The following is a 19,967-nucleotide window of genomic DNA, read 5'->3' on the forward strand; positions in this document are numbered from 1 at the left end:
GTCGAAGCGATTCATCTCAACGGATAAGCGAAGGTGATGGTATTGAAAGAAAAAATGAAAGAACTTATTGAGCTTTACCATCGACATGGTTTTGAAAATGAATCGATGTTGTATCGTGATTTGCAAGACTTACAGTATGATTTTGCCGAAGAATTCAAAAAATACGCGCCTCAGGAAATCATAAACGCGGACTTCAGCACGTACGCGGCCTTCACTCACGGATTGGCTTCAGGAGGTATCCGCACGAAACTTCAAGATCCTTTGGAGCGCAATAAGACGAGCGAATGGTTAAGCAAATCGTTCTTTGAATGGTTTCCCAAATACAGGTTTTTGGAGAGACATCGTTTGGATGAATATGAGAGCTTGAACCGAGAATTAAATACGGTCAATGAATGGAGAAAGCGGCTGATCGAGCTGATCGATTCGTAAATACACCAAGATCGGAGCCCGTGATGAAAAAGTTGACGATCGTCTTGTTGAGTCTCATTCTGCTTTTGGCAGGCTGCAGCACCACGCATCGTGTCCATACCGATTCGACCAAAGAATTGGTCAAAGATTTAAAAGAACTGTCTCCGTCGATCGAAAAAGTTCGGATCACGTTCACTCGCCCCGATCTTACTTACGCAATCGAGATGAACCAGGAACCGAGTCAGGAAGAGTTGGAATCGATCCTCGCCGGAATCGAAAAGTTTTCGACGGTGGAGCGGATCAACGAGATTGCTCGCAGCGTCAAATGGAATTCGGAAATATCGACCGTGCATCTTCGGATCAGTGCGGATGAAAATAAAGAAACTGACGAACATTCTTATTATGCCCGATATTTCAAAACATCGAACGCAAGCGATTATTCCGAAGAAAATATTGAGGCGTATCGAATTTGGCATGAAAACGATCTCAACCCGTAGCGGAATTTGGCTCCCGTTCGATTCATTTGTTATTCCTGCAGTACCACTTTAAAACTTGAGGACTCGATCGGAGTGAGAACGTTCCCGTCCTGCGAAACCCAAGCAACGTCGATGTCTAAATAGTCCTGATCGTTCAGATCAATATCGATCGATCTTCGCTGAAACTCGTCGAATAAACCTGTAGTTTTGATCACCGTATTTTTATCGAATATCTGACCGTCTGTCCCCCGAATCGTCACGTGAAAAATCCGATCGGGAATGTTCCGGGACGGGTCGGCCTGATATTTGTGCTTGCTGTAGCTTAATCCGAACTGAAGCTTTTTCGATTCCGGCAGATAGTAGAGCGGAGTCAGAGAAACACGGGGTTCGGATAACTGACTCGGACGAGTCGTAAGCATAATCGGCTCCTCCTGTTTTCCGTACGGATCATCCCATTGCAGCGGTAAGGTCATGCCTGTTTGAAGCGCGAGCAACGATCGGTCCGCATATACATAAACTCCGGTCAGCGTAAGGATTGCGGTCAGAATCAAAATCATAACCTTGCTTCGCATGGAATCCTCCTCGTCATGACGTGATCGGCCAACTATAAGCATACCTTACCCGTTTATGTTGAGTCGTGCCATCGATGACTTGTTAACGGATATCGCTTCGAAAGTACAAAAGCCGGATTGGAAACCTTTGTTTACAAATGTAGAGATCCAAGTCGTGGCTCTATCCAGGGATGAGAACAATACGGATACAGAAATACGATTAGCTACAAAAGAGAAAAGCTCGGATCGGATGGATTTTTAATATAACGGACAATATCCAGCGAATACCTATAGCAGAAAGTGGTGATTTTCTTTTGTACGGCGTCGTCCTGTCTTTTGATGCATATACGGAAAAAGCCATCCGAAAGTTGTGGAAAGAGTTAAGCGATCGCGGCATATCGCATTATGCGCAAGAGATCGAAAATCGGAAGCCCCATCTGACGATCGCGGACTATTCGGAATTGAACAACGAAGCCGAATACTGCGAACAGTTCGTTCGTTATTACGAATCGGCTTCGAAGATGTCTCTAGGCTTCGGCGCATTGGGAACATTCATCGACAGTGGGGCTTTGTTTTTGTCTCCGAACCCGACAAAGAAGCTGCTTGATTTTCACTTCGATCATCATCGGCATTTCCATGCCTATAGCAGCTTCTCAAATCCGGTCTATCATCCAGGGCAATGGATTCCTCACTGCATGATCGCAAACCGCCTGGATGACGTAAAGCTGTCGGAAGCCTTGCGCTTCGCCACAAAAAGCTTAACCGCGATAGAAGCCGAAGTCCAAGAAGTATCACTGATCAAAATCATACATGACGAAAATAAAAAAACGATTCGCACGCTGGCGAGTCAAAGCCTTGCCTGACTCACGACCATCCAATCCTCTTTTCAGAAAGGAATGCCGATTATGCCTTTGCCTATGGTTCACCTGGGAGTCGCCGACCGTTACTTTGCAGGAAGTCCCGTTCCCGACCCGTTCGTGCTCGGAAGCGTTGCGCCGGATGCCATTCATATGAGAAAAGGAACCGGCCGCGAAGACAAGCTGCGCACCCATTTCGGCGGCAAAGAAACGACTCCCGATCAGCTGGAGCGTCATTACGCGCAGTGGATCGGCCGAAATCCGAGCGAAGAATGGAAGCTGTACGTTCAAGGGTACTTTGCGCATATCTTGACCGATTATTTATGGGGACTTCGCGTTTATGCCGATTTCAAAGACCAAGCCCAGCAGGACGGAATTCCCGAGAGCGAGATCAAAACCGGTTACTATATCGACACGGACGGCGTAGACTTTGCGCTGTACGAAACTTCCGTTTGGAAAAAAGACCTTTGGGAAAGCCTGGTGCGGGTACCGGCCTGCGCGATGGATCCGCTGCTCAGCGAGCAGGAGATCGACGAGTGGAGAACCCGCACGATCCGCTGGTTCGAAGACGCGTCGAACAAACCGGCCAATCCGCCCCGATTCATCACGCGCGAAATCGTTGAAGTGTTTATCGAACAGGCAGGCGGCGAGATTCGAACGATTTTGGACGAATGGGACGCACGCCTGTCTTGCGGACCGTCGTCTTGATCGGGACTTGTCTTTATTTAGTGTTGACAAGGTACGAGCTGGTTCGCAGCAACTATAGATACTCGATAAGGAGTGGACAACCATGAAAGCCGTCATCGTCGAACGACAATCGAACATCAATACGCTGCAAGTTACGGAGCTCCCGATTCCTAAGCCCGCTTCGGGCGAACTATTGATCAACGTGCAGGCCGCGGCCGTCAACCGGACGGATATCGTCACGCGGGAAGGCCAGTCCGGTTACGCGACGAATCCGGTCCTCGGGGTAGAGATCGCGGGAATCGTGGAACAAGCGGAACAAGAAACCGGCTTTGCGCCCGGCGATCGGGTTATGGGCCTTGTCAACGGCGGAGGTTACGCGGAATACGCGGTGATGCCCGCGGACCGGGCGATCAAGATTCCGGCCGAATATTCGTTCGAACAGGCCGCGGCCGTGCCGGAAGTATTCCTGACCGCTTACCAGACGTTGTATACGATCGGAAGGCTTCAGCGGCATGAGTCGGTGCTGATTCATGCGGGCGCAAGCGGCGTGGGAACGGCGGCGATCCAACTGGCCCGCACGCTCAGTCAGGCGAAAGTGATCGTGACGGCCGGCTCGCAAAAAAAGCTCGATTTTTGCAAAGATTTGGGCGCGGACGTGCTGATCAACTATAAAGAACAATCTTTTGAGGAAGAAGTGCTGCGCGCCACGGACGGCAAAGGCGTCGATCTGATCCTGGATTTCGTCGGCGCGGATTACTGGGACAAAAACCTCGCCAGCATCAAAAAAGAAGGACGCTGGGTGCTGATCGGCATACTGGGCGGAGTGCAGGTGGAAAAAGTGAATCTGTTCGCCCTCATGTCCAAATGCGTGCAGCTGACCGGCACGCTGCTGACGCCGAGAAGCGACGAGTATAAAGCCAAGCTTACGGGCGATTTCGTCCGGGACGTCATGCCGCATATGAAAAAAGGCGAAATCAAGCCGATCGTCGACACGGTCTTTCCGCTCGCGGAAGCGATGGAAGCCCAGCGGCATATGGAGGAGAACCGGAATATCGGGAAAATCGTGCTCGGCGTAGGGAATTGAAAGCTTTGAAGGCGCAGCTTTTTTGAGGCGGGCAGATTTATTCCTATTCAATCCCTAACAACGAAGCGAGCGGAATCAAAATCGTTCTCTCGTATGGCGTGCGGTTCGGCGTATGCAGCGCGAGCATTTTTTCGCCTTCCGTCGTCTCGAAAATCATCCCGTGTCCGCCGTCGCTGCCGTACAGCGGCGTATCCTCATGCGTCCACGGGCCTTGCAGTGTGCCGGACTCCGATACCGCCAGTCCGAGCGCGTAGCGGTTGTCGATAAAGCTGGCCCAAATCAGGCAGAGCCGATCTTCGTTCCGGAACAGGAACGGCCCGTCCGTGACAAAGTTTTCCCGGCCCGGGTAGCGCTCGGCATAAAAGGGAGTGGCCCACGGCGCCGCCGAGGCATGGAACAAAGTTACCGGTTCTCCGGCCGCTGCGGTCAAGTCATGATCCAGCGGCATGGCGCATATCGTACCGTCCCCGATCTGCTGCCATTCCCTGCAAAACACCATCCACGGCTGCTGCTGTTCGTCCACGTATAACGTTCCGTCCAGCGAACTCCAATCTTCCGGCGTTACCGGACCTTGGCTGCGCGAGCGGTAAGGACCGAGAATATGATCCGCGTCCAGAATGGCCGTGCCGAGCAGCCCGTTGTCTTTGCGCCGAAAAGTAGCGAACATATAATACCGACCTTGATAAACATGTACCTCCGGCGCCCAAAAGTTCTTTTCGGCGAAAAAGTCCGGTTCCGGGCGGAACACGGGATGCGGACCTTCCCAATGCTCCAGATCCCGGCTGACATAAGCGTCGAAGCCCGTGCCTTCGTTCCAAATATCCCGATCGGTGCTGCCGAACAAATAATAGGCTCCAGCTTCCTTGTCCGTCACGATATACGGGTCCCGAATTTGAATTTCCGACAATAACATGAATCTGCTCCTTCCATAAGGCTGCGGACAGAGAGGGGACGCACTGCGCACCTGCTCCGTCCGCGGTCTTTTATGAATGTAATAATAGACCTAACCGTACGACGGATACGCGATCCCCGGATCGCCGACCGTACGGAAGCTTGGCTGCTGCTGCTCGTACTCTTGAATTTCATTGCCTTTGACGACAACTTCCAACTCCTGATTGTCATACCGTACGACGCCTCGTACCGTCTGCACGCTCATTCCGATACATGCCCGCAAATGCCCTGCGCGATCCGTCACGATTCGCAATCCGTAAGGAAAGCTGAGATGCGGCCTGCCGTTTTTGTACATGAAGCATCGATCCGGCGTGTTGACGAGTTCGTAATGAATCCCGTCCACCGTGCGGCTGTAGGCGGTATCTCCGGCGATCTCTTCGCCGTGGTCGTCGGCGCTCGGCAGCAGGCCCGTGAACGCCAACGTTCGGTCGGGCTGCGGCAGGATGCCGCAAAGCCGTTCCGCGATATCCAGCAGCGCCAGGATCGAAGGGGAGTACTGCTCCGTGAATCCCATCTCTCCGGTCCACGGACTGAGACATTGGGCGAACCGATCCGAGCGCGCGAACGCGCTTAAGATCGGATGCAGCACCCAGGACAATTCCACGTGCCGCTGATGATGCTCGAACGCGTGCGGCGTGCGAAGAATGGTCAAAAAGTTCGTCGGGCCCGACCAGCTGTTGTAATGATTGAACGGGTCGAAGCGGGGATTGTCCATCGCGATCGACGTCAACGGGTATTTGGCGAAAAACTTGGACGTGTTCAGCAGATAGCGCCGCAGCGTCTCCGCGAAAAATTCGCCGTCGCCCACTTCGCAGGCCAGTACCCGCAGCAGCACGTCCGACTGCACCCGCACCCACTGATCGTGACGGTCGCGGTCGTAAAAGAACCCGTCCTGTTCGTCGAAGCAGTATCGATACAGACTGTCCAGACTTTGCTTTGCCATCCGCAGCCAATCCTGACCGGCATCGGGATACTCCAGCCGATCCGCGATCTTCGACAGATACGTCCGCTGGCAAAAGATGTTCGCGGTCAGATCCGGAGCCAAAAAAGGGAGCAGCGGCGAATGCGGATCGCAAGCGGCGGCATCGCCCCGATACGGCACGTCCGGCACGTGCCAGAAGCGCGGCGACAGATCGTGTCCGGTATCGAACGTGCCGAACGCTTCGACGCATCCGGTGCCGCGCGTATCGCGATACGTGCCGATCCAACGGTCGTACCGCCGCATTGCTTCGTACATGACCGGGAGAAAATCCGAGGTATCCGCCGAGGTTTCTTTTTCATGCAAACGGCTATAGTTCCAGACCGAACGCGCCAGCGGCGTGACCAATTGAATCTGCCGGTAAGAAGGACCGTCCGCCGTGATCTTGTAAGGCAGCAATCCGTCTTCGCGCTGGAAAGCGGCGAAGCCCCGGTACGTATTTTCCGCAACTTCGGGCAAAAAGCGTGCCAGCACTTCCGTATTGATCGTGCCCGTGCTTTCCAGCCAGCAGCCGAAGTAGGTGCCGCCTTCATGCAGGATCGGTCCCAGTCCGGCCGTCGGCACGATACAATTCATGAGCTGCCGCCGAGCTTCGCGGTACCGGCTTTCCAGCTTGCCGGTCGACGTCGCGAAATTCACGCCGCTTTGCTGCCACTGTTCCGACAAGCGGATATGCAGCGAGCTGCTTTCTTCCTGCTGAGCGGGGGAAGGATTCCGCAGTTTTTGCAGCAGGGGAAGAATCTTTTCGGAAAACGGGGCGTCGGGATCGGCGTAAAGTTCCGTTCGTTCGTCGTTCATGTCCACGCTCCTTTGCGGCATCGATATCCAACCAAGGATTTACTGAGCCGAAGTTTTGTTTTTGGCGAAAATCTGCTGCGCGCCTTTGTAGAAATCCGATACGGCCTGCTCGACCGATTTGCGGCCGAAGCCGATCTCCTGAACGGTCGTTTCGCCCAGCTTGGTGAACTCGGCGCCGCCGGGGATATTATAGCTGACGACGAAGTTCTCTTTTTCGGCAGCTTCCGATACGCGGCTCGTATAATCGTACACGATCAGATCCGCCGGACTCGCGTCTTTTTGCAGCAATTCCCGATTGGCCGCCGTGACGGGAACGCCGCGATCGCTGCCGAGAATCTTCGCCGCATCGGCGTCGTTGATCCAGAAATCGATCAGTTTGGCGACGGCTTCCGGGTGTTCGGTTTTGGCATACGCGGACAAGCCTTGACTGGATTCGAACACGACGCCGGTACCTTTCGGACCTCGCGGCACTTGGACCAAGATCAGCTCGTCTTCGGTCAGGTTTTGAAAAGCGGCCAGTTGGTTCGAAGGAATCAACGTCATGCCGACGCCGCTCGTGATCAGCAGCGTTTTGGCAGTATCGTTCGGCGGATTCGATACCTGCATCTCCGGCGAGACGACGCCTCCGTTTTGGGTCGTTTCGTCCCAATATTGATACCACGGCAAAATGTCCGCTTCTTCGAAGCCCAACGCTTCATTTTCCATGTCGTACAGCTGCTTGCCGTTTTGCTTCAGGAAAATATCCATCCCGTCGAACGTGAAGTTGTACGTGCCGGCGACGCCGTCCAGCTTGTCGGACAACTCTTTGCTGATCCGCGCGTAATCGTCCCAGTTCCAGCCGTCTTCGGGGATCGGCATGCCGGCTTTTTCGAACAGCGTTTTATTGACGACGATCCCGCGGGCATTGGCTCCGGCGGAGACGTTCACCAGTTTGCCGCCGAGCGTGCCGTATTCCACCAGCGATTGGTCCATCTGCTCCAGCTTCAGCTCGTTTCCGACGTAAGGCGTCAGATCGAGCAGCACGCCTTTGCTGGCGTAATCCGTGACGTTGCCGCCGAGGAAAAAGACGTCCGGCGCGGTGCCGGAAGCGAGCTGCGTATTCAATTTGTCGAAGTATCCGGTCGAAGGCGCGAATTCGCCCATGACTTTGATATCCGGATTTTTTTGCTCGAACAATTTAATCGCCTGGTTGGTCGTGTCCGCCCGCTTCTGATCGCCCCACCACATCATGCGCAGTTCCGTTTGGCCGCCGGTCGTTTCGCTTGTTTCGCCGCCGCCTGCCTGCTGCGCCGCGGGACCGCCGCTGCCGCCTGAACAGGCGCTGAGCAGCAGCGTAACCGTCAGCGCGCTCAACCCCGTCATCCACCGTTTGCCTTTTTTGCTGAACATGCTCATCGAATCACTCCTCGTGTTTGGATAAAAGCTTTTTCATTTCAGTCCCGTCGTCGCGATTCCTTCCAGGAAGTAGCGTTGGAACGCCAGGAAGATGACGGTGATCGGCAGCAGCGACAAAGCGGACATCGCCAGCAGGCCGCCCCAATCGGATTGTCCCGACGGATCGAACAGCGAGCGGATGCCGAGCTGCACCGTGAACAGATTGATATCGCTGAGATAGATCATCTGGCTGAAGAAATCGTCCCACGACCAGATGAAGGTGAAGATCGCGGTCGAGATCAAGGCGGGAACCAGCAGCGGAAGAATGATCCGGAAATAAATCTGCCGCTGGCTGCATCCGTCGATGGTGGCGCTCTCGTCGAGTTCCTTCGGCAAGCCGCGGATAAACTGCACCATTAGCAGGATAAAGAAGGAGTCGTGGGCCAGCCATTTGGGCAGAATCAGCGGGAAGTACGTGTTGATCCATTCCAGCTTGCTGTAAATGACGTACTGCGGCACCAGCACCACATGATACGGCAGCATGATCGTGACCAGCATCAGGCTGAACCAGAGACCTTTGAAGCGGAAATTCAACCGTCCGAACGCGTAAGCGGCCATCGAGCACGTCACCAGATTGCCCAGCACGGACATGACGGAGATGAAGGCGGAGTTGGCGAAAAAGCGTCCGAACGATACGCCTTGCAGTCCTTTCCAGCCGTTGACGTAATTCTCGAACGTCCACGTCTGCGTGATCAGTCCGGGACTGCTGAAGATGATCTGATTCGGCTTGAACGAGCTGCTGATCAGCCAAAGTACCGGATACAACATCAGCAGGCCGAACCCGATAATGACGATATGCTTCAGCAGCGCCCGTAAGCGAACCGCCCGATGCGCCGTGCGGGAACGGGACATTTCGGAAGCGTTTGCAGAAGAATCGGCAGAAGTCGTTTTGATATTCATGTTCCGTTATCTCCCTTCCTGATCGCCGTAGAATACCCAGAATCGGGACGTCAAGAACACAAGCGCCGTGAATGCCCCGATGATGACCAGCATGATCCAAGCCAGCGCGGAAGCATATCCCATATCGAAAAACGAGAAGCCTTTCAAATACAGGTACAAGGTGTAAAACATCGTCGCATCAAGCGGACCGCCGCGCCCGTCGCCGATCACGTAAGCCGGGGTGAACGCTTGGAACGAATTGATGATGCTCATGACAAGGTTAAAAAACAACACCGGCGACAGCATGGGCAGCGTAATGCGGAAAAACTGCTTAACTTTGCCTGCTCCGTCGATCTGCGACGCTTCGTACAGATCGGCGGGAACCTGTTTCAAGCCGGCCAGGAAGATCACCATCGCGGAACCGAACTGCCACGTCGACAAGCTGACGATGGTATACACGATATAATCGGGATGCGAGATCCAGGACGGGCCGTTGATGCCGAACCAGGCTAGAAACTGATTCAGCGCGCCGCTTCCGTCGAAAATTTGCCGCCAGACGATCGCGATCGCCACGCTGCCTCCGAGCAGGGACGGAATATAGTAGACGGTGCGGTAGATGCCCAGCGCGCGAATGCCTTTGTTCAGCGCCAACGCGATCGCCAGGGCGAACATCAGCCGCAGCGGAACGGACAGGAACACATACTTGAACGTCAGCAGCAGCGAAGCCGTGAACGTGCCGTCCTGCGTGAAAATCTGTCGGTAATTCTCGGTTCCGATCCACTGCGGGGGAGAAAGCAGATTATACTGGGTCAGCGATAAATACAGCGAACCGAGCATGGGGCCCAGCGTCAGGCAAAAAAAGCCGATCAACCAGGGCGTCAAAAAAGCGTAAGCGGTCCAATTGGATTGCCGGCGTCGCGCGGATTTCATCAGTTCTCAGCTCCTTTTAACTATTCTGTCTATCCGGATAAGTCCATCATAGACAAAGGAGCGGGGCGCTTGAATGTCATTTCTTCGGCAAAGCGCTATCGTTTTTTTCGGATTGCCGCTGACGGTATTCGGACGGCGCGATGCCGTGCAGCTTTTTGAATTTGGAGCTGAAGTAGCTGGCATTGGAAAATCCCGTCAGTTCGGCGATGTCCCATAAATTCAGTTCGGTATGCCGGAGCAGGTGCATGGCTTGCTTCATGCGCGCTTCCGTCACATACCCGATAAAGGTCTGTCCGGTGCGATTTTTGAACAATTCCGAGAAATAGGAGGGATGATAATTGAACCGCTCGGCGATATCCGTCAAGCTCAGGTCGTACATATAGTTTTCGTCGATCCAATGCTGGGCTTGGCGGATCCGGGAACCGTCGTCGGACGTCTCGGCAGACTGTGTTTGCAGTTGCCGGTGCAGCTTGGACGCGATTTCGCGGATAAACGCGAAAGCCTCTTCCGTGCCGCGCAGTCCGAGCACCAGCTCGGGACGGATCCACAGCCGGTCGTGTTCGTACGATGCCAGCCGGTGCTCGTGAGCGAGATGTTCCAAACCGATACAGATCCGGAAGATCGTTTTCGCGAAATAAGGCCGGGATATTCGAAAAGCTTGCTCAAGTTCGGCTTGCAGCAGTCGATCGTAGGCTTCGGAATCTCCTTTTGCCAAGCAGAGATTCATTTCCTGAGTCCGATCCCGCATCGATTGCGGATAGTCGGTGCCTGCGGTGCCTGCCGGAATCTGATTCGCCAAAGAACCGTGGAGCTGCTGCTTCTCCTGCAAGTTCCAATCCAGCAGCGCGCCGATATACCCGTCTTTCCAGCAGGCCATGCCTTGGACCGACGGCCCTTGACCGAGCAGCGGCCGGATGCCGACGAGCTGTTCGGTCAATCCGATCAGCTCGCCCAGCTGAAGCGAAGCTTCCCGCCTGACGGATTCGTCTTGGTCATCGATCATGACATGCATCAGTTCGGGGTAAGCGGCATCGCGGAATACGGTCGCCGCCTGCTCCGTGCGCTGACCCCATTCCCGGCACAGCAGCTCGAACGGAAGACGCAGCTGATCGGCGGGACGCTGCGGCCTAGAATGATCCTGTTCACGAGACAGAGAAAGGGACAGCAGGGACTGACCGCGTTCGCCCAGTCCCAGCGTGACGAACGAAATCCGTCTGTCTTCCCAAGTATCCAGATGGAACAGCCGCGAGCGCTCCGCAAGTTGGCGGTCGGGGGTGAAGCGGTCTTTGATCAGGTGCACGATGAAATTTTCTTTCATCTCCTCGTAATAACGCGATAACCGCCATTCCTGCTCGCCTTGCTGCTGACGATCCGATCGCTTCCGGTCCAATTCCTTTTTCACTTTTTCCAAAGAAAGGGCCAATTCGTCTCTCGCGACCGGCTTCAGCAGATAGTCGCGGGCATGGCTGCGGATCGCCGCCCGGGCGTATTGAAAGTCCTCGTAGCCGGTAATGACGATGATCAGAATCTCCGGGAACCGCGATCGGCATTGTTCCAAAAATTCGACCCCGTTCATCAGCGGCATGTTCATGTCGGTCACCACGATGTCGACCGAACCCTGCTCCAATCGTTCGATCGCTTGCCGTCCGTTCGACGCTTCGGCAGCCACGGTCAAGCCTATCCGTTCCCAATCGACCTTTAATTTAAGACCTTGAATGATTTCCGGTTCGTCGTCGACGAGCATTACGGTATACATGGTTCAGCGCTCCTTTTTCATGGTTTCGATATCGGGGATTTCCGGTTTTTGAACATTTTCCGTAATGGGGATCATCAGCTCGATCCGGGTGCCTGACGCTGCTTGCTCGTTATCCTCGTCCAACGGGCGGGAGCGGATATGTACGTTGAAAGAATCTCCGTAATACAAGCGGCAGCGGGCCAGCACGTTGCCGAGCCCGATATGCCAACTGCTGCTGCTCAAGATCTGCTCCAGCCTGGCGGGCGAAGGCGCGTGCAGGAATTTGGCGATCGACTCGTCGGACATGCCGGGACCGTTATCCTGTACGACTAGATGAATATGCCGGTGCGCCCGATACACTTCGATGCTCACGATCGCTTCTTGGCGTTCAGGCAAGCTGTATTTGACCGCATTTTCGATCAGCGGCTGCAAAATGAACTTGATGGTCTTGAGCGAATCCAGTCCGGGCTGCTGCTGAAGGTTGATCTGCAGCCGTTCGCCGAACCGGATGCGCAAAATCGCGATATAATCCCGCACGTACTTCAATTCTTCTTTCAAAGGGGTCAGGTCATCGTTGATGTGTAAGGAGAAGCGCAGCATTTTGCCCAATGATTCGATCACGCTTACCGTATCGTCCGTCCGCTTTTGCATCGCCAGGCTGCTGAGCAGCTCCAGCGTATTGAACAGGAAATGCGGATTGATTTGCAGCAGCAGCGCTTTGTATTCGGCCTGCTGGCGCAGCAGCTTGAGTTCGAACTCCGTTTTGATATGTTCATTCAACTGCCGGGTCATCTCGCCGAACGTGAACGTCACGTATCCGATCTCGCTGTGAACAGGCAGAGCGGGAGGAATTTTGCGCTGGGCCTTGGCGAAGTCGCCGCGCTTGATGTCGTTCATGGCCGACACTAATCTTGAAAGCGGTTTCGTGATACTATAAGACAATAAGCTAGCCACGATGATCGACGTTACGAGCAGCACGGAAGCCGCGATGATGATACTGATCCGCAGTTTGAACAGGTTGGCGTACAGATCGGCTTCGGATACTTTGCCGATCAGCATCCAATCGGTCATGGCCAGCTTTTTGTATACGATGATGCTCGTTTGCCCTTGTTCATCCGATACGTACAACACTCCCTGTTTGGCGGGACCGCTGCGGATTTGCCGGACTCTCTCCCGGTCGGACGCGCTGATCTGAAAGCTCGACGGTTCCAGCAGCGGTTGACCGTTTTCGTCGAGCAGATAAATATTGCCTTTTTCGCCCAAATGTATCCGATCCAGCGGACGGGTAAAGTAGTCGGCGCCGATATTGATCTTCATGACGCTGCGGGTGCGCGAAGGCTCGAAGCTGCCGATCGGCATCAGCATGCTGACGACGGGATGCCGGTTATTCTGCTCCAGCTCCGCCTGATCCTGATGAGCGGCAGCCCAATGCTTTCCTTCGGCGAAAAATCGCGTGTACCAATCTTCCTGCTTGAAAAAATCTCCCGATTCCATCGGACTTGCGCTTCCGCTGCCGATCCACAGTCCTTCCTGCCGATAAATGCTCACGGAAGAAACGCTGGAGTAGCTGTTCGCGGCGCGGGTGAGAAACTGGCTCATTTGCAGATGCGCCAGCATCTTTTCCCCGCTGCCGAGGTCGGGGTTCGAGACGATCGAGTCCCATTCTTCGGTCGTGCTGCTGTTGAAAACAAGCGAAGCCAGATCGTAAATTTGCGTCTGCACCATATCCACGTAAGAACCGTATTCGTCCATTTTCTCCAAAGCCGACGACTCGATGTAGGAGCGGATGACGGAGCGGGCTTCGTTGAACAGCAGAATCGCCAAGGTGCTGAACGACAAAACAAGCAGGGTCACGAAAAACAAAATCAACCGATTGCGCAGCGAATAAAACATCGTTTGCCTCCTTTCGATAGCTCTGATTATAGTGCAAATCCGCAAACCCGAAAGACCGGATTTGCATATTTGCCGAAAAACCATAGAATGGAAGCAGAAGATTAAGAGTTTATTTTATGTGTATATCTGGATATTAGGGAGGGCCGGCTATGATAAAAAAAGGGAATATCTTCTTGCTGATCGCAATCGTTCTGGTGCTGACGGCCTGCCAATCTTCGCAGCAGCCGTTGCAGCCTACCAAACAAGAGACCGTTGATTTCGACAGAACCGCGGCGACGGAAATGGTGGAGAAAAAAGAACGAATGATCATGGATGCCGCTTCGAAAGGCACATTTACGAAACAGGAATACGACGAGTTGGAAAAAGCGTTCACGGAGGAGTTCGGAGATCGCGCCCAAGACTTTTTATCCATGTTGTTCGTTCTCGATCTGGATGCGGCGCCTGACGCGGACCTGAAAATTAATGAAAACATGCTGTATCCGACCGTGTTTCATGAAGGCATCAATATAACAAGCGCGACCGTTCATACGATTGAATACGAGGAGGGGGTTCTCAGCCTAACCAGCTTAACCGTGAAGGAAGAGTATGACGGTAACGACGAGAAGCTGCAAGGTTGGAATCGGGAATATATTTTTGAACCCGACGAGAATGAAAAATGGCAGCTCAAAAGTTTTTCCGGAACGATGAATTTTTCCGGAGAGGATTATACGATGGATTATTTGGAGTTGAAGTGATGAAGGAGCGTATGCATGAAATTCACATCCATACATAAGAAGACCCGGGGAATGCGCAAAAAAGCGCGGAATCTCGCCAGATGGCCGGAACATCACAAGGAACTGGATATCGAATCCTTGATTCGCCACCGTAAAGACTACGTGAAAATTTGGATCGATCCGTTTTACCGCCTCTATCAGATTACGCCTAATAAAATAGGAAAGAAAAATCCGAAGCATCGGTTCCAAAAACAGATTCTGTATCAATTGCTTGATATTTATTCGGCTTGGCAGAAGAAACTGGATGAGTTGGACCAGCCTTATTACCTGAAAATATGGATAGGCGATCCGGAATTCATGGATTCTCAGGTCGTTGCGGCGCTTGAACCGGAGATCGATTATTACAGCAAGCTTTTCCGAGACAAAGAACAGGGCAAAGAATTCCCGTTGGATATTCGGCATCCGTTGATGGAGCATTTCAAGTGGGAACGTTGTTGGAACGGCTATTATATTTGGGAAAGCGACCTGGACACGGCTGAGGAAATCCAGGAAGCGCAGCATAAAGCCATTGAAATCAGCGAAACTTTCTTTAACGGACGGTTGGAAAAATCGTATTTTATTCCTACCGGGGATATGTGGGTGGGGAGTATAAAGCAAAGCAAGAACGCCATTATTTTAAAAGGGGATCCCAATCATGGATAAAGGGAAAATTATCTTTTTGAACGGCGTCACAAGCTCAGGCAAAACTTCGATCGTGGATGCGATGCAGGCGTACACGGACCCATTTTTTTATGTAGTAGCCAATGATCTTTTCGAAAATACGATCGGCGATCAGCATCTGCAAAACGATTACTGGAAGTATCTGAGCGAAGCCGTAATCATGATGTACCATACGGCCAAAGTGTTTTCGGACAGAGGAAAGAACATTCTGATCGACGGGATTTTGGTAGAAAGACCCGAGCTTCAGCCGCACTACCGGCAGGTTCAGGAGATTTCCGCCGGGTATCCGCTGGAGATCGTGGAGGTCTATTGTCCGTTGGAAATTTGCCGAACCCGTAATCTGGAACGCGGAGACCGGGGTGAACACCAATCCGCCGAGCAGCACCGAATCATGGCATCGGATATCGCATATGATTTCTCGGTCGATACGAGTCTGCATACGCCTGAAGAGTGCGCGGAATTAATCACTGAAGCCTTATTTCAAAACGAATCGAAGATTGGACGTTAGGAGGCGCAAGCATGGCCATTTATTTGGTAAGGCACGGAGCGGATGACGAAAACTACCGCGGCGGCTGGAGTCAGCGAGGGCTGAATACGGAAGGGTACAGGCAGTCCGAGAAGCTCGGGAAATATCTCGAGGCGCGCAATTCAAGCACTTTTCGAATCGGTCGAATCATAAGCAGCGACTTGCAGCGCGCATTGGATACGGCAAACGAGATTTCTGCTTGCTTGGATGTTCCGGTCGAACGCGATGCGCAGTGGAGGGAGATGAACAACGGAGTCATTGCCGGAATGCCTAACGAGATCGTGAACGAGCGTTTTCCCGGCCTTTATTTTTCGAGCTTGCGAATGGACGAGCGTTATCCCGGCGGTGCGAGCCCGGCAGAATTTTATTCGCGAATCGAAACTGCTTTTAACCGGTTATGCGAGCAGCATTTAGCCCAAGACGGCGATTCGAACATCCTGCTCGTTACGCACGGCGGAGTCATCAACATCATTTACAGCATGCTGAAAGGCGTGACGTGGACGAATCGAAGCAAGTCATTCCCTTCGGCGCCTACCAGTCTGCATCGTATCGAGCATATGGGTGGAAAATGGGAGATTACGCTGGAGAATGCGGTGGATGATTTTGACGGAACCAAGCAGGTAGGGAAGATTTCAAGCACCGATTCCTAAAACAAGCTTTTCACCGATTGATCGAGCCGACCTTACATCTATGCATGAAGAAAGGTGAGAATATGAAACCTACTTTAGAACGTTATGCGATTGACTTCAATCCGGTAGGCGATCTCGACCAAGACGTCGCTTCATTTTTGACTTTACATCATAATGGATCAACGCTGGAGCATACGATAAAAGTGAAAAACGAAGCGAAGAAGATTGCCGAACTCTATGACGGGAGTCTGGTAGATAAATCCATTAAGGCAGCGCTGCTGCACGACATTAGTAATGTAGTGCCAATCTCGAAAATGCTGGAGTTCGCCAACCAACTTCAAATAGACATCATGGAGGAGGAATGGAAATACGCGAGAAGCGTTCATCAGAAACTGTCAGAAATCATGGCGAAAGAGATTTTCGGAATCACAGACATTGAAGTTTTGAATGCCATCAGAAGTCATACCACGCACAAAGCAAATGCATCAATGACGGATAAAATTTTGTTCGTGGCAGACAAAATTTCTTGGGAACTTCCAGGGACGCACCCTTATTTGGCGGAGATGAGAAAACAGGTATATGATTTCAAAATCGATCAAGCCATACTCCTTTATTTGGATGTGATTTGGGAGCAGCGAGACAAACTCAAATTGGTGCATCCATGGCTTATTGAAGCGAGAGAAGAACTTATTTTAAAGACAAACATTCGCTCGGGTGCAGAAAATGAAAAATAACCCGATGTTGAACGAGGTTGTTCTCGAACTTTGTTACTTGGTGCATTGCATGCGCCGAATCGGTCCGTTAGCCGTACCCGAGCACGAGATCGAATCGGTTTTAAGTAAAGCGGCTTCGAAAAACGTCGCAAGATTTATCAAAGACGGCATACAAATCATGAAAAGGGGAGGGATGTATGCATACTGGAAAAAATATTTGGAGTCAAACCTGCTCGAATATGTCCGCAACCCGGAGCTGAGTCCCGAAGAGTTAAAAGCCATACATTACGGCATGTACATGTTGGAATACTGTAGTCACGGGGACTTGGAAGAAGTCGTGCGGCATTGCAGATTGATCTTGCGCGAAGAAAATGAAGATCATGAACGCTCGAAAGATATGGATTACACGTACGAAGAACCGGTGAGGGTTAGAAGGGTTTTAGAGTTTTTGCGAGCAAGGGATTATGCCAACGAAGCGATCGATCGCGAAGAATTTGAAGCCTTCAAATCCAGCGGATGGGAACAAATCGTGGAAACGCCGGCGCTTTCGAGAAAAGAAATCCAACGTTTGCTGGATGAACATGATCAATCGATGCGGATGATGCGCGAAGAAGTCGTTAAAGGAAACGAAATGAAATTTCTCGCATCCGTAAGTGTAATCGTTCTCAACGAGCAAAACGAGATTTTATTGGCAAAAGGACACAGGGGATGGGACATGCCTCAAGGCTATGTGGAAGAAGGCGAGTCCATTCGGCAAGCGGCGGTTCGAAAGGTCAAAGAAGCAACCGGCGTCGATATGGAATTGGACAAATTCTGCGGGATCTTTTACAACGTGACGCGCGGCATAAGCAACCATATCTTTACCGGCAAGCCGATCGGAGGGACTCCGGAGGCCAGCGGCGAGAGCGAGGACGTCGGCTATTTCACGATGGAAGAAGCCAAGAAGAAGATCATCTGGGGTGACTTCAAAGAGCGGCTTCGTTGGGCATTGGACGAGAGCAGTCATCCTTTTTTGATCGAGCTTTGGGATGAGTAGCCAGTGATAGGAGGAAGCCGACGAGCAGCTTGCAGGGATTACGGTTCGCTCCCGATCTCTTCTTTCCATCCGTAAGCCAGCCACGTCATCAGCGGTTCGTCATAAAGTTTCCAACGCTCGATCGAGTCTTCTGCCAAAATCAGAAGCGAAGTTTGTCCTGTCGAGACGATGATGTTTTTGCCGTCCGTCAACGTAAGGACTAAAACGTTTCCCGGCATCGAAGTCATCGTAATGCCTTCATCGCCGACTTTTCCCTGGTTCTCCGCTTCATCCAGCCACCCGACGATTTTTTCGATGATTTCTTTACCGGAAGGACTGTCTGCATCCATGACTTTCGAGACGACTCCGGTATTCATTCCTTCTGCCACATAGAGCGACTGCACTTCGGATAATTCGGGAATCAATCCTGGCGGCGTTTTTTCCTGACAGCCCGTTAGAAGCAAGATGAACAGACAGCTGATTACAAGCATGTACGTTTTGCGCATGGTTCCTCCCAAGAATTTAAGATTTCTTTTAGGTTTTGCTTCATGCTGCATCGCAGGACGATTTCTGGGCCTTTCCCGCGGGAACCTATGGATTAGGCTCTGTTGCGGAAAATAAAGGAAAAGCTGGATAGGTTACATAAGCGAGTAACCCTATTATATACAGAGAAGGATGATTTTTTTGCAAAAAGGCATAATTTTATTCATGAACGGCACGTCCAGCGCAGGCAAGACCAGTATCGCGAAGGAGCTGCTGAAGCAAATCGAGATTCCTTTCCAGCATGTATCCGTAGACGATTTTTTTCATAATTATGACGAGTTTATCGACAAAAAGTATCCGAACCTTGAACCTGCGATCGAAGTCGAACAGCATACCGTCGCGCAAATCATTTTCGATCCGATCGGCTCTCTGTGCTATTCGACCGTCAAGCTGTTTTCGGAAATGGGCGTGAACGTCATTTTGGATACGGTAATCGATAACGAAAAATGGTTTAACGTATGCCAAGATCTATTTTCCGGTCATCCCACATTGTTCGTAGGCGTCATCTGCTCCAGAGAAGAGTTGGCAAGAAGAGAAGAAGCAAGAGGAGATCGAGCGATCGGATTGGCCAATGCGCAGTTCGATGGCGTGTATACGTTCGAAAAATACGACGTTGAAGTGAACACCGAAGAGCTGAGTCCGGAAGAATGCGCCGAAAAAATATTGAGCTTTATTCAAACAGGTCAGGCATATTCGACATTTGAGCAGTCCGGCAAAAGAGCGTTAGGGATGTGAGGTGAATACGATCTTATTTCCCGAATCGACGATGAAGGCGGTTCGATGATTCCTACAGCATATCCCAAATGCGAAAAGCACGACGTGTATTTGAACTGCCACGGATGTTTGCTGTGCAATAACGACGAGTGATCGCGCAAGCGTGCCTACCCGAAAGGAGCAGATCATCCAATGTCTGAATCTGAATTTTTTTTGTACGATTATATCAGTATTTACTCGGATGAGCGTTATGCAGGGCGGATCAAAACTATCGATATCGAGCGCTTTTTCATTGAAGTATTGGCGTTTGAAAAAACGGATAGCTTGAAGTTTTCCAAAGTCGTTTCCGGCGAACCTTTCAGGGCAACGGGATACTTGGCGAATGCTCAGGGAGGCTATGCTTTTGATACATTGGACGGAATCGAAGAGATCAACCTGATCGAGATCGATATCCCGCTTCAAATGAACATGGAGCTGGAAAAATTTATTCTGGCTGCCGCATATCAAATAGCTAAGCGATATTCGTGGATCGTGGATGAACGGAGAGAATATTGAAGCCGATCGGGACGATGCAAATCGGATCTAACTTTTATGTCGAATGATTCGTTTATGATATAACAACAAGTTCAATGCACATCGCATATGAGGAAGGAGAATCATATGGAAGCGATACGGATCGGATTGAGTCTATTGTTTTTTATCATGATCGCAGCGCTTTTTTTCGGGTTGATC

The 19,967-nt window shown here is 51.8% G+C and carries 22 protein-coding genes; 13 read left to right on the plus strand and 9 right to left on the minus strand.

What is annotated here, in order from left to right:
- Positions 1-36: 36 nt before the first annotated feature.
- Entirely contained in the window at positions 37-429 is a 393-nt protein-coding gene (locus HRQ63_RS00975; RefSeq protein ID WP_229714090.1) for a YxiJ-like family protein, read from the plus strand.
- A 23-nt stretch (positions 430-452) separates the two neighbouring features.
- Positions 453-905, plus strand: a complete 453-nt coding sequence (locus HRQ63_RS00980) for a hypothetical protein (RefSeq protein ID WP_172237808.1) — start codon at positions 453-455, stop codon at positions 903-905.
- A 29-nt stretch (positions 906-934) separates the two neighbouring features.
- Here HRQ63_RS00980 and HRQ63_RS00985 read toward each other — a convergent pair whose 3' ends face one another.
- Entirely contained in the window at positions 935-1,456 is a 522-nt protein-coding gene (locus HRQ63_RS00985) for a hypothetical protein (RefSeq protein WP_172237811.1), read from the minus strand.
- Between the two features lie 293 nt (positions 1,457-1,749).
- On the opposite strand from HRQ63_RS00985, the gene HRQ63_RS00990 reads away from it, so the two are divergent.
- From HRQ63_RS00990 to HRQ63_RS01000, 3 genes are all read left to right on the plus strand, one after another.
- The gene (locus HRQ63_RS00990) at positions 1,750-2,298 is read left to right on the plus strand and encodes a 2'-5' RNA ligase family protein (protein ID WP_172237814.1); all 549 of its coding nucleotides are present in this window, start codon (positions 1,750-1,752) and stop codon (positions 2,296-2,298) included.
- A gap of 42 nt (positions 2,299-2,340) precedes the next feature.
- The gene (locus HRQ63_RS00995) at positions 2,341-3,000 is read left to right on the plus strand and encodes a hypothetical protein (RefSeq protein ID WP_172237817.1); all 660 of its coding nucleotides are present in this window, start codon (positions 2,341-2,343) and stop codon (positions 2,998-3,000) included.
- Between the two features lie 82 nt (positions 3,001-3,082).
- A complete protein-coding gene (locus HRQ63_RS01000; protein WP_172237820.1) occupies positions 3,083-4,063 on the plus strand; it encodes an NAD(P)H-quinone oxidoreductase in 981 nt (326 codons plus the stop codon).
- 43 nt (positions 4,064-4,106) lie between these two features.
- On the opposite strand, the gene HRQ63_RS01005 is transcribed toward HRQ63_RS01000, so the two are convergent.
- From HRQ63_RS01005 to HRQ63_RS01035, 7 genes are all read right to left on the minus strand, one after another.
- A complete protein-coding gene (locus HRQ63_RS01005) occupies positions 4,107-4,976 on the minus strand; it encodes a glycoside hydrolase family 43 protein (protein ID WP_172237823.1) in 870 nt (289 codons plus the stop codon).
- A gap of 90 nt (positions 4,977-5,066) precedes the next feature.
- Positions 5,067-6,791, minus strand: coding sequence for an MGH1-like glycoside hydrolase domain-containing protein (locus tag HRQ63_RS01010; RefSeq protein ID WP_229714031.1), 1,725 nt, complete (start codon positions 6,789-6,791; stop codon positions 5,067-5,069).
- A gap of 39 nt (positions 6,792-6,830) precedes the next feature.
- Positions 6,831-8,180: an ABC transporter substrate-binding protein gene (locus tag HRQ63_RS01015; protein ID WP_172240447.1), complete on the minus strand. Its 1,350-nt coding sequence runs from the start codon at positions 8,178-8,180 to the stop codon at positions 6,831-6,833.
- Positions 8,181-8,219: 39 nt separating this feature from the next.
- A complete protein-coding gene (locus tag HRQ63_RS01020; protein ID WP_172240450.1) occupies positions 8,220-9,077 on the minus strand; it encodes a carbohydrate ABC transporter permease in 858 nt (285 codons plus the stop codon).
- Positions 9,078-9,131: 54 nt separating this feature from the next.
- Positions 9,132-10,034, minus strand: coding sequence for a carbohydrate ABC transporter permease (locus HRQ63_RS01025; protein WP_172237826.1), 903 nt, complete (start codon positions 10,032-10,034; stop codon positions 9,132-9,134).
- A 76-nt stretch (positions 10,035-10,110) separates the two neighbouring features.
- A complete protein-coding gene (locus HRQ63_RS01030; protein ID WP_172237829.1) occupies positions 10,111-11,790 on the minus strand; it encodes a response regulator in 1,680 nt (559 codons plus the stop codon).
- 3 nt (positions 11,791-11,793) lie between these two features.
- A complete protein-coding gene (locus HRQ63_RS01035; RefSeq protein ID WP_172237832.1) occupies positions 11,794-13,662 on the minus strand; it encodes a cache domain-containing sensor histidine kinase in 1,869 nt (622 codons plus the stop codon).
- A gap of 149 nt (positions 13,663-13,811) precedes the next feature.
- Between HRQ63_RS01035 and HRQ63_RS01040 the strand changes: the two genes are divergently transcribed.
- From HRQ63_RS01040 to HRQ63_RS26240, 6 genes are all read left to right on the plus strand, one after another.
- Complete coding sequence (locus HRQ63_RS01040) at positions 13,812-14,396, plus strand: hypothetical protein (RefSeq protein WP_216673814.1); 585 nt, start codon at positions 13,812-13,814, stop codon at positions 14,394-14,396.
- 15 nt (positions 14,397-14,411) lie between these two features.
- Positions 14,412-15,077, plus strand: coding sequence for a hypothetical protein (locus tag HRQ63_RS01045; protein ID WP_172237835.1), 666 nt, complete (start codon positions 14,412-14,414; stop codon positions 15,075-15,077).
- Positions 15,070-15,603 carry a phosphotransferase-like protein gene (locus HRQ63_RS01050; protein WP_172237838.1) on the plus strand — a complete coding sequence of 178 codons (534 nt, stop codon included), beginning with the start codon at positions 15,070-15,072 and terminating at the stop codon, positions 15,601-15,603. The genes HRQ63_RS01045 and HRQ63_RS01050 overlap by 8 nt, the downstream gene beginning before the upstream one ends.
- Before the next feature lie 11 nt (positions 15,604-15,614).
- A complete protein-coding gene (locus tag HRQ63_RS01055) occupies positions 15,615-16,271 on the plus strand; it encodes a histidine phosphatase family protein (protein ID WP_172237841.1) in 657 nt (218 codons plus the stop codon).
- A gap of 62 nt (positions 16,272-16,333) precedes the next feature.
- Positions 16,334-16,984, plus strand: a complete 651-nt coding sequence (locus HRQ63_RS01060) for an HD domain-containing protein (protein WP_172237844.1) — start codon at positions 16,334-16,336, stop codon at positions 16,982-16,984.
- Complete coding sequence (locus HRQ63_RS26240) at positions 16,974-17,999, plus strand: NUDIX hydrolase (protein WP_308809895.1); 1,026 nt, start codon at positions 16,974-16,976, stop codon at positions 17,997-17,999. The genes HRQ63_RS01060 and HRQ63_RS26240 overlap by 11 nt, the downstream gene beginning before the upstream one ends.
- Before the next feature lie 38 nt (positions 18,000-18,037).
- Here the strand turns inward: HRQ63_RS26240 and HRQ63_RS01070 are convergent, their stop codons facing one another.
- The gene (locus HRQ63_RS01070; protein ID WP_172237847.1) at positions 18,038-18,484 is read right to left on the minus strand and encodes a hypothetical protein; all 447 of its coding nucleotides are present in this window, start codon (positions 18,482-18,484) and stop codon (positions 18,038-18,040) included.
- A gap of 178 nt (positions 18,485-18,662) precedes the next feature.
- Here HRQ63_RS01070 and HRQ63_RS01075 point away from each other — a divergent pair, with 178 nt between their 5' ends.
- Positions 18,663-19,256, plus strand: coding sequence for a chloramphenicol phosphotransferase CPT family protein (locus HRQ63_RS01075; protein ID WP_172237850.1), 594 nt, complete (start codon positions 18,663-18,665; stop codon positions 19,254-19,256).
- A gap of 171 nt (positions 19,257-19,427) precedes the next feature.
- Positions 19,428-19,790, plus strand: a complete 363-nt coding sequence (locus HRQ63_RS01080; RefSeq protein WP_172237853.1) for a hypothetical protein — start codon at positions 19,428-19,430, stop codon at positions 19,788-19,790.
- The last annotated feature ends 177 nt before the right edge of the window (positions 19,791-19,967 follow it).

Origin of the sequence: Saccharibacillus endophyticus (genome assembly GCF_013185185.1) — a bacterium.
GTDB classification, from domain to species: Bacteria; Bacillota; Bacilli; order Paenibacillales; family Paenibacillaceae; genus Saccharibacillus; species Saccharibacillus endophyticus.

What these genes read in the sequence shown, in the direction of transcription:
- HRQ63_RS00975 (WP_229714090.1), top strand. Translation starts at nt 37, where the DNA reads ATGGTATTGAAAGAAAAAATGAAAGAACTTATTGAGCTTTACCATCGA.
- HRQ63_RS00980 (WP_172237808.1), top strand. Translation starts at nt 453, where the DNA reads ATGAAAAAGTTGACGATCGTCTTGTTGAGTCTCATTCTGCTTTTGGCA.
- HRQ63_RS00985 (WP_172237811.1), bottom strand. Translation starts at nt 1,456, where the DNA reads ATGCGAAGCAAGGTTATGATTTTGATTCTGACCGCAATCCTTACGCTG.
- HRQ63_RS00995 (WP_172237817.1), top strand. Translation starts at nt 2,341, where the DNA reads ATGCCTTTGCCTATGGTTCACCTGGGAGTCGCCGACCGTTACTTTGCA.
- HRQ63_RS01000 (WP_172237820.1), top strand. Translation starts at nt 3,083, where the DNA reads ATGAAAGCCGTCATCGTCGAACGACAATCGAACATCAATACGCTGCAA.
- HRQ63_RS01005 (WP_172237823.1), bottom strand. Translation starts at nt 4,976, where the DNA reads ATGTTATTGTCGGAAATTCAAATTCGGGACCCGTATATCGTGACGGAC.
- HRQ63_RS01010 (WP_229714031.1), bottom strand. Translation starts at nt 6,791, where the DNA reads ATGAACGACGAACGAACGGAACTTTACGCCGATCCCGACGCCCCGTTT.
- HRQ63_RS01015 (WP_172240447.1), bottom strand. Translation starts at nt 8,180, where the DNA reads ATGTTCAGCAAAAAAGGCAAACGGTGGATGACGGGGTTGAGCGCGCTG.
- HRQ63_RS01020 (WP_172240450.1), bottom strand. Translation starts at nt 9,077, where the DNA reads ATGTCCCGTTCCCGCACGGCGCATCGGGCGGTTCGCTTACGGGCGCTG.
- HRQ63_RS01025 (WP_172237826.1), bottom strand. Translation starts at nt 10,034, where the DNA reads ATGAAATCCGCGCGACGCCGGCAATCCAATTGGACCGCTTACGCTTTT.
- HRQ63_RS01030 (WP_172237829.1), bottom strand. Translation starts at nt 11,790, where the DNA reads ATGTATACCGTAATGCTCGTCGACGACGAACCGGAAATCATTCAAGGT.
- HRQ63_RS01035 (WP_172237832.1), bottom strand. Translation starts at nt 13,662, where the DNA reads ATGTTTTATTCGCTGCGCAATCGGTTGATTTTGTTTTTCGTGACCCTG.
- HRQ63_RS01040 (WP_216673814.1), top strand. Translation starts at nt 13,812, where the DNA reads ATGATAAAAAAAGGGAATATCTTCTTGCTGATCGCAATCGTTCTGGTG.
- HRQ63_RS01045 (WP_172237835.1), top strand. Translation starts at nt 14,412, where the DNA reads ATGAAATTCACATCCATACATAAGAAGACCCGGGGAATGCGCAAAAAA.
- HRQ63_RS01050 (WP_172237838.1), top strand. Translation starts at nt 15,070, where the DNA reads ATGGATAAAGGGAAAATTATCTTTTTGAACGGCGTCACAAGCTCAGGC.
- HRQ63_RS01055 (WP_172237841.1), top strand. Translation starts at nt 15,615, where the DNA reads ATGGCCATTTATTTGGTAAGGCACGGAGCGGATGACGAAAACTACCGC.
- HRQ63_RS01060 (WP_172237844.1), top strand. Translation starts at nt 16,334, where the DNA reads ATGAAACCTACTTTAGAACGTTATGCGATTGACTTCAATCCGGTAGGC.
- HRQ63_RS26240 (WP_308809895.1), top strand. Translation starts at nt 16,974, where the DNA reads ATGAAAAATAACCCGATGTTGAACGAGGTTGTTCTCGAACTTTGTTAC.
- HRQ63_RS01070 (WP_172237847.1), bottom strand. Translation starts at nt 18,484, where the DNA reads ATGCGCAAAACGTACATGCTTGTAATCAGCTGTCTGTTCATCTTGCTT.
- HRQ63_RS01080 (WP_172237853.1), top strand. Translation starts at nt 19,428, where the DNA reads ATGTCTGAATCTGAATTTTTTTTGTACGATTATATCAGTATTTACTCG.